Origin of the sequence: Nonomuraea terrae, assembly GCF_004348995.1 — a bacterium.
Lineage (GTDB): Bacteria > Actinomycetota > Actinomycetes > Streptosporangiales > Streptosporangiaceae > Nonomuraea > Nonomuraea terrae.
On sequence record NZ_SMKQ01000098.1, the window covers coordinates 22,601 to 29,888 of the forward strand.

The window sequence follows — 7,288 nt, forward strand, 5'->3', positions numbered from 1 at the left end:
CTCCCTATTCGCCTAGCCGGCCAACCGGCGGCGGACTTCTTCGATTCGTCCCACAATGGTGGTGTCGATGATCTCGTCGCCGATGCGGACCGAGAACCCACCGATGACTCGCGGATCCACCTCGACGTTCAGATGCACGTCGCGGCCGTAGGAGGTGCTGAGCCAGGTGGCCAGGCGCTCCTTCTGCTGCTCGGTCAGCTCGACCGCGCTGCGCACCACTGCGACCAAGCGCTGGCGCTGCTGCGCGACCAGCAGTCCGAACTCCTCCAGGCCTGACTCCAGGCTACGTCCTCGCGGATGTACTGCGACCTGCGAGATGAGCCGCACGCTGGTCGGCGCCGTCTTGCCGCCGAGCAGGTCGCGCAGCAGCTGCCGCTTGGCCTCCTCGGGGGCGGTGTCGTTGGCGAGCGCTCGCCGCAACAGCGGATTGGCGGCCATCACCCGGCCGAAGCGGAAGAGCTCGTCCTCCACCTCATCGAGCGTGCCCGTGCCCTCGGCCTCGGCGGCCGCGGCGACAACGCCGAGCCGTTCCAGCGCGTCGGGCAGGTCGATCCCGCTCGACCACTTCGCCGCCGCCGCGGCCTCGGCGGTGGCCACGGCGGCCTCGCTCACCTTGCCGGAGAGCAGCGCCCGCATGGTGCGCGCCCTGAGCTCGGCGGGCTTGGCCGGGTCGGACAGAGCACGGCGCAGGCTGTGCTCCCGGTCGAGCAGATCGGCGATCGCGAACAGCTCGTCGCAGAGCGTGCCGAGGTCGGCGGTACCCGCCACCGCGTTGAAACGCTCCTCGACCTCTACGAGCGAGCTCCTGCTCAGGCCTCTCATCTATCGCACCGCCTGCGCTGTGGAGTTCTCGAGGTCGTCCAGGAAGCGGTCGATCGTACGACGCTGCCTGGCCTCGTCCTCCAGGACCTCCCCCACGATCCGGCTGGCCAGATCGGCGGAAAGACGGCCGATCTCGGAGCGGAGCTGGGCGAACGCCTGCTGCCGGTCTGCCTCGATCTGCGCGTGCGCCGCCTCGACGAGGCGGCGGGCCTCGGCCTGCGCCTCTTCGCGGAGCTCGGCCTTGATCTGGGCGCCCTGCTCGCGGGCCTCCTCACGGAGCCGCGCGGCCTCGTGCCGGGCCTCGGCGAGCTGGTCGCGGTACTGCTTGAGCAGCTCCTGAGCCTCGGCCTGGGCCCCCTCGGCCCGCTTGATGCCTCCCTCGATCGCGTCGGTCCGCTCGTTCAGCACCTTCTGAATACGAGGCGTGAGGACCTTGATGAGGAAAAAGGCGACGACAGCGAACGAGAAGATGCCGACGACGAGCTCGTAAATGTGCGGAAGGAGCGGGTTGTAGCCCTCCTCCGCCGCGAGGAGCGTAGCTGCCTTGGTCATGGACGCAGCCTTTCGTCAGGTTTCTTCGGGTCGTCAGATGGTCTGGAAGATGAAGGGCGCGACCAGACCGAGCATGGCGAGGGCCTCGGTGAGAACGGTGCCGAGAAGCATGTTCTGGCGGAGCAGACCGTAGGCCTCGGGCTGGCGGGCGATGGCCTGCACGCCCTGGCCGAAGATGATGCCGACGCCGATGCCGGGGCCGATGGCGGCGAGACCGTAACCGATGGCGGTGACGTTGCCGGAGACCTCAGCGAGAACGTTCATTGCTGTTTTCCTTTACTGGACGGCCGGTGATCGGTCGTCACCGGTCTGGACACGTGGTGGGGCTGAGTTTCAGTGCTCAGGGTGCAGGGAACCGCCGATGTACATCGACGCGAGCATCGCGAACAGGAAGGCCTGCAGGAACTGGATGAACATCTCGAAAGCGGTGAAGACGATGGTCACCAGCACGCCGATGATGCCGATGGGCGCGCCCAGCGGAGTCAGCTTCTCGAAGAGGAACCAGTAGCCGACCATGCTGAAGAAGGCGATCAGCGTGTGCCCGGCGAACATGTTCGCGAACAACCGCACCGCGTGGGTGAACGGCGCGATGATCATGTTGGAGAGAAACTCCATCGGCGCCAGCAGGACGTAGATCCCCTTGGGCAGACCCGGGGGGAACATCATGTTCTTGAAGTAGCCGACAGGCCCCTGGTGCTTGACACCCAGGTAGATCTTGATGATGTAGATGGCGCCGGCGAGCACGATCGGGAACGCGAGGTGCGAGGCGACCGGGAACTGCATCAACGGGACGACGCCCATCAGGTTCCAGACGAGCACCAGGAAGAAGATGGAGAGCATGAAGCCCATCCATCGATCGGCGTCCTTGCCCAGGAAGGGCCGCGCGATCTCATCCCGGACGAACATGTAGCCCATCTCGACGACATTCTGCATGCCCCGCGGGACGAGCTTCGGCGAGGCGAAGGCGCTCCAGAAGATGGCGACCACGACGATGGCGCTCAGAACGGCCAGGATCACAGGCTTGGTCAGCCAGTAGATCCCGCCGACCGGCGCAAGCTGGAACAGCTCTTCAGGTGTCGGCGCTCTGAAAGTATCTGGATCGGCGAGGAGCGTCAGCGCGTTCACGCGGCGTTCCCTTCAAAGTGGTAGGTGATCACAAGGGTGCGGCCCTGAGCTAGCCACCGAGCTTTCGGTAGACTAGGTAGACAGCGAGCAAGACCCCCACGACGGCGCCGATGGGGAAGAAGGCGACCGTGTCGAGCCAACGATCCAGCAACCAGCCGATGCCGCCGTAGATCAGTATTCCCGAAAGCAGGGTGCTGATGATCGACCAAGCGTCGTCGGGGAAGTTGCGACCGTCGTCTTCGTTCGGTCGGTCTTTCTTTTCGCTCATCGCGGCCTTGACGATAGCAGGCAAGCGAAGGACTAGTCATATTGGACCCGTCACGGCGGTAAGACATCATCGCTCGCGCGTCTCCGCGACCGTGACCTCGGGGTCCACGTACAGCATCTTGGTCTTCAAGAACGCGCGTGCCTCGAAGCCCGTCCAGACGAGGGTGCCCACGACGATCGACCAGGCGAAGGCCCGGAAATCCCAGAGCGTGGTGTCGCGGAACACGGCCAGCACCAGCATGACGGCGACCACCTTGACGAGGTAGGTGCCCATCGCGACCGCGCCCATGACGTGGGGGGAGACTCGGGAGGCGAAGCCGACCGCCACCAGAGTGACGCCGAAGAAGACGGCGACCAGCAGCATGCCCATTGCGGCCCCGAGCGCGCCCTTGCCGCCGGCCAGGAGGAGAGCCGCGACCACGGCTACCACCCCCACCGCCGCAGTCGGCAGTGCTGCACTCTTCAAGACGTGCACGTCCTGGGCCTGCATGGTGCTCCTCTGGAAAATTATCAAGCGAGCGTTTGCTACCTCCAAAGCATATGCGTGCGCTGGAGGTGCCTGTTCGTGAAAGATATCACAAGCTCCGGAAGACCGCTTTTACCTGCCGTTTCTAGTGGGCGATCAAGAGCGGGTGGGAAAGACCGGAATGACCGGATTGCCCTCTGCTGTCGCACGTCCCGACGGGGGGCCGTCCGCGGGCGGGTTGTGGCTCCTGATCTCGGTGTCGGGGAAGATCGGCGGCATCGGGCCGGTCGGCGGGCCGTCGTCGTCGGGCTGCTTGTCGCGCGAGGCAGCGTGCGCGCCGCCCCTGCCCCGCCAGCGCGGCGCCGCCATCAGCACCAGCACGGCCAGCGCGAGCACGATGACCACCGGGAACAGCATGATCGGCACACCGATCGCGGACATCCCCACGATGCCGAAGGAGAACAGGAACGCCCACGCGTACATGATCAGCACGGACCTGCGGTGGGAGTGGCCGATGTCCAGCAGCCGGTGGTGCAGGTGGCCACGGTCGGGCGCGAACGGGGACAGGCCCTGCGAAGTACGTCGCACCACCGCGGTGATCAGGTCGATCAGCGGCAGCACCAGCACCGCCGCAGGGACCAGCAGCGGCAGCAGCACGCCGAACCGGTTCATGTTCTCGATGATCGCCGGGTCGAGCGGGGTCACGGTGACGATCGAGGAGGCGAGCACGAGCCCGATGAGCATGGCCCCCGTGTCGCCCATGAAGATCTTCGCCGGATGGAAGTTGTGCGGCAGGAAGCCCAGGCACGCGCCGATGAGAACGGCGGCGATCGCGGCCGTGGTCGTGATGCGGCCCCCGCTGATCTCGTTGGCCAGGAAGATCGAATAAGCCCAGGTGGCCATGCCCGCGATGCACACGATCCCCACGGCGAGCCCGTCGAGCCCGTCGACGAAGTTGACCGCGTTGATCGTCACGACCACGACCAGGATCGTGATGACCATGCTGAGGGTGTAGTCGAGGCTGGTGGAGCCGCCCCAGTCTTTCGGCAGCGGGATGTAGAGCAGCCTCATGTCGTAGAAGACCAGCACGCCGGCCGCCGCGATCTGCCCGCCGAGTTTGATGAAGGGGTCCATGCCCCACCAGTCGTCGAGGAAGCCGGTGATCGTGATGAGCGCGCCGGCCACGATGAGCGCGGTGACCGCGTTGGCGTCGGACTCGGCGAGCGCCGCCCCGGTGTGCGTGAGCTGACTCGCCGTCAGCAGGCCCACCACCAGGCCGCCGTACATCGCCAGGCCGCCCAGTCTGGGCGTGGGCGTGGTGTGCACGTCACGTTCGCGTACCTCGGGCATGGCGCCGATGCGGACGGCGAAACGGCGCACCAGCGGGACGAGGAGGTAGGTCACCACCGCTGAGATGAGCGCCATGAACAGGTATTCGCGCACGGACCCTAGTTTCCCGGATGCTCCGGCCAAGTGTGACCGGAAACCGACACAGACCAGCTTAATATTCGCTGAGATATGGCCGATGGATGGCGAGAAGCGCCGACACTCTTTCCCGAACCTCCCGGGCCCGGCCCGGTTGGCGCACCGCCCTGTTGACCAGCGCCCCGACCTCCTTGAGCTCCTCGGTGTCCATGCCCTGGGTGGTCACGCACGGCGTGCCCACCCGGATCCCGGAGGTCACGGCGGCGGGTTCCGGATCGTACGGAATCACGTTTCTGTTCAGCGTGATCCCGGCCGCGGCGCATCTGCGCTCGGCCTCGGCCCCCGACACCCCCGTCGCGCGCAGATCGATCAGCGCGAGGTGGGTGTCGGTGCCCCCGGAGACGGCCCGCATGCCGTCGACGGCCAGCGCGTCCGTGAGCGCCTTGGCGTTCGCGATCACCCTTCTGGTGTAGTCGGCGAACTCCGGCCGCATCGCCTCCCCGAACGCCACCGCCTTGGCCGCCACCGCGTGCATCAGCGGCCCGCCCTGCACGAACGGGAACACCGCCCGGTCGATCCTCCCGGCCAGCTCCTCCGTGCACAGGATCGCGCCGCCGCGCGGCCCGCGCAGCGCCTTGTGCGTGGTGAAGGTCACGACGTCCGCGTACGGTACCGCCGACGGGATCGCGCCGCCCGCCATCAGCCCGATCGGGTGCGCCATGTCGGCCAGCAGCCACGCCCCCACCTCGTCGGCGATGCCGCGGAAGGCCGTGTACTCGATCAGTCTCGGGTACGCGGTCGCCCCGCACACGATGAGCTTCGGCCGGTGGCGCAGCGCCAGGTCCCTGACCTCGTCGTAGTCGATGAGTTCGGTGTCGCGTCGCACGCCGTACGACACGACGTCGAACCATCTTCCCGAGAAGTTCACCTTGGAGCCGTGGGTCAAATGACCGCCGTGCGGCAGCGCCATGGCCAGCATCGTGTCGCCGGGCTGCAGCAGGGCCGCGTACGCGGCCAGGTTCGCCGAGGCGCCCGAATGCGGCTGGACGTTCGCGTGGTCCGCCCCGAACAACTCGCGGGCCCGCTCCACCGCCAGCCGCTCGGCCCGGTCCACGACCTCGCAGCCGCCGTAGTAGCGCCGGCCCGGATAGCCCTCGGCGTACTTGTTGGTGAGGGTCGAGCCGAGGGCGGCCAGGACGGCGGGCGAGGTGAAGTTCTCGCTGGCGATCAGCTGGATGCCGCCGCGCACCCGCTCGAGCTCGTCCAGCAGGATCTGCGCGATCTCGGGATCCTGCCGGCGCAGCTGCCCGAAGTCGGGCCCGTAGTGCGGTTCCGCACCCATGACCTCACTGTACGACCCGGTGTCCGTTTCTCCCATAGGGCCGTCATGCCCGGGAAATCAGGCCTCACGGGAAGGCATGCGGTGCGTTGGCCGTCGTTTGAACCCACCGTGGAGTGTCGGCCGCCTCGTCGCTGATCGCGGTGAGCACGGCGTGGCGGTAGCGGGCGAGCCGCTCGCGCCACTCGCGGATGTCCTCGACGTACCGCTCGCCGACGGGAGCGTCCCACGTCTGCGGGCTCTTGGCGCGGCTGTAGGCCTTGTCGAGAACCGTCCTGAGCGTCTCCAGATGCGGCATGGCGGCGTTCCAGGCGTCGACCAGGCGTTGGTAGTCGGGATTGAACTCCCAGGCCCGCTGAGGCGCGTCCAGAGGCCCGGCAGCGCTGATGGGCGGCCGCTCCCCCGCTTCCCTCGGCCGGGGCGCCGGCGGATCGACGTACATCACACGGTCCTCCCCGCCACCCCACCGGCACCGGGACCGGTCTCCGGCACACCAGACGCACCGTCGGCACCACGGCCGCCCGGCGCACCGGTTTCGGCCGGCGCGTAGGAGCCCGCACCGGTTCCGCCCGGTGTGCCAGTACCCGTACCGAGCGCGCCGGCATCCGTACCAGGCGTTCCGGGATCGACCGAGCCGGCCGGTCCGTCCGGCCCGACGTCCTCCGGAGCCCACGGGCCGGTGCCGTACTCACCAGGCGGCACCTGCACGGACGGCATCTCCATGGGCTGCACCTCACGATGGTTCTCGATCAACGAGCGGATGGCGTCCATGTCGGGCGGCCCGGCCTCGACCGACACCACATCCCCGCGGTCGGCGCCTCCCCAAGACTCGGTCACCCCGGACCGTCCGGGCGCCTCATGACCACCCGCCCCGATCGCCTGAGCCCCGTAACCGGTATCGGCACCCCCGCCGTAACCAGGCGACGAGCCCGAGGCGCCTTGTAGGCCGTGGCCACCGGCGACGCCTTGAGTGCCATGGATCGCATCACCGCTGTAGGCGGCCTGCTGGGCGTGGCCGGGTTGTGCGGTGTAAGGCTGACCCTGGGTCGTCCCGCTCTCCCGACCCGCACCGGAGGCATCCGGGCTTCCAGCACCCGGGCTGCCGGTCGCCGTGCCGCCAGGAGCCGTGCCATCGGGGGCCGTGCCATCGGGGGCCGTGCCATCGGGGGCCGTGCCGACGGGTGTCTCGGACGCGGGGTTCGTCGGCGGGATGACGACCGGCCTTCCCTGCTCCCCGGCCCCTTGCCCTCCGGCTCCGCCATCGCCACTCCCCTGGCCACCACTCCCCTGGC

General features: G+C 68.1%; 10 protein-coding genes. All 10 read right to left on the minus strand.

From position 1 onward, the window contains the following. Positions 1 to 12: 12 nt before the first annotated feature. The 10 genes from E1286_RS26910 to E1286_RS26955 all read right to left on the minus strand — a co-directional run bounded on the left by E1286_RS26910 (position 13) and on the right by E1286_RS26955 (position 6,797). A complete protein-coding gene (locus E1286_RS26910; RefSeq protein WP_132616708.1) occupies positions 13 to 822 on the minus strand; it encodes a F0F1 ATP synthase subunit delta in 810 nt (269 codons plus the stop codon). Then, positions 823 to 1,374 carry a F0F1 ATP synthase subunit B gene (locus E1286_RS26915; RefSeq protein ID WP_132616710.1) on the minus strand — a complete coding sequence of 184 codons (552 nt, stop codon included), beginning with the start codon at positions 1,372 to 1,374 and terminating at the stop codon, positions 823 to 825. It abuts the gene before it with no gap. Positions 1,375 to 1,407: 33 nt separating this feature from the next. Beyond that, on the minus strand, positions 1,408 to 1,638 hold the full coding sequence (gene atpE, locus E1286_RS26920; protein ID WP_132616712.1) for an ATP synthase F0 subunit C: 231 nt from the start codon (positions 1,636 to 1,638) through the stop codon (positions 1,408 to 1,410). A 69-nt stretch (positions 1,639 to 1,707) separates the two neighbouring features. Next, positions 1,708 to 2,499 (minus strand): F0F1 ATP synthase subunit A, encoded by a 792-nt coding sequence (atpB, locus tag E1286_RS26925; RefSeq protein WP_132616714.1) that lies wholly within the window; start codon positions 2,497 to 2,499, stop codon positions 1,708 to 1,710. 49 nt (positions 2,500 to 2,548) lie between these two features. Next, positions 2,549 to 2,767, minus strand: coding sequence for an AtpZ/AtpI family protein (locus tag E1286_RS26930; RefSeq protein WP_132616716.1), 219 nt, complete (start codon positions 2,765 to 2,767; stop codon positions 2,549 to 2,551). A 66-nt stretch (positions 2,768 to 2,833) separates the two neighbouring features. Continuing rightward, positions 2,834 to 3,256: a Cg1360 family ATP-synthase-associated protein gene (locus E1286_RS26935; RefSeq protein WP_132616718.1), complete on the minus strand. Its 423-nt coding sequence runs from the start codon at positions 3,254 to 3,256 to the stop codon at positions 2,834 to 2,836. A gap of 132 nt (positions 3,257 to 3,388) precedes the next feature. Further along, positions 3,389 to 4,675: a glycosyltransferase family 4 protein gene (locus tag E1286_RS26940; RefSeq protein WP_132616720.1), complete on the minus strand. Its 1,287-nt coding sequence runs from the start codon at positions 4,673 to 4,675 to the stop codon at positions 3,389 to 3,391. A gap of 58 nt (positions 4,676 to 4,733) precedes the next feature. Next, positions 4,734 to 5,999: a serine hydroxymethyltransferase gene (locus E1286_RS26945; protein WP_132616722.1), complete on the minus strand. Its 1,266-nt coding sequence runs from the start codon at positions 5,997 to 5,999 to the stop codon at positions 4,734 to 4,736. A gap of 64 nt (positions 6,000 to 6,063) precedes the next feature. Then, positions 6,064 to 6,438 (minus strand): hypothetical protein, encoded by a 375-nt coding sequence (locus E1286_RS26950; protein ID WP_132616724.1) that lies wholly within the window; start codon positions 6,436 to 6,438, stop codon positions 6,064 to 6,066. Next, on the minus strand, positions 6,438 to 6,797 hold the full coding sequence (locus tag E1286_RS26955; protein WP_132616726.1) for a hypothetical protein: 360 nt from the start codon (positions 6,795 to 6,797) through the stop codon (positions 6,438 to 6,440). Before E1286_RS26955 ends, E1286_RS26950 begins: the two co-directional genes overlap by 1 nt. Positions 6,798 to 7,288: the final 491 nt, after the last annotated feature.

Coding starts and splice junctions, on each gene's coding strand:
- E1286_RS26910 (WP_132616708.1), bottom strand. CDS start 822: ATGAGAGGCCTGAGCAGGAGCTCGCTCGTAGAGGTCGAGGAGCGTTTC.
- E1286_RS26915 (WP_132616710.1), bottom strand. CDS start 1,374: ATGACCAAGGCAGCTACGCTCCTCGCGGCGGAGGAGGGCTACAACCCG.
- atpE (WP_132616712.1), bottom strand. CDS start 1,638: ATGAACGTTCTCGCTGAGGTCTCCGGCAACGTCACCGCCATCGGTTAC.
- E1286_RS26930 (WP_132616716.1), bottom strand. CDS start 2,767: ATGAGCGAAAAGAAAGACCGACCGAACGAAGACGACGGTCGCAACTTC.
- E1286_RS26935 (WP_132616718.1), bottom strand. CDS start 3,256: ATGCAGGCCCAGGACGTGCACGTCTTGAAGAGTGCAGCACTGCCGACT.
- E1286_RS26945 (WP_132616722.1), bottom strand. CDS start 5,999: ATGGGTGCGGAACCGCACTACGGGCCCGACTTCGGGCAGCTGCGCCGG.
- E1286_RS26950 (WP_132616724.1), bottom strand. CDS start 6,438: ATGTACGTCGATCCGCCGGCGCCCCGGCCGAGGGAAGCGGGGGAGCGG.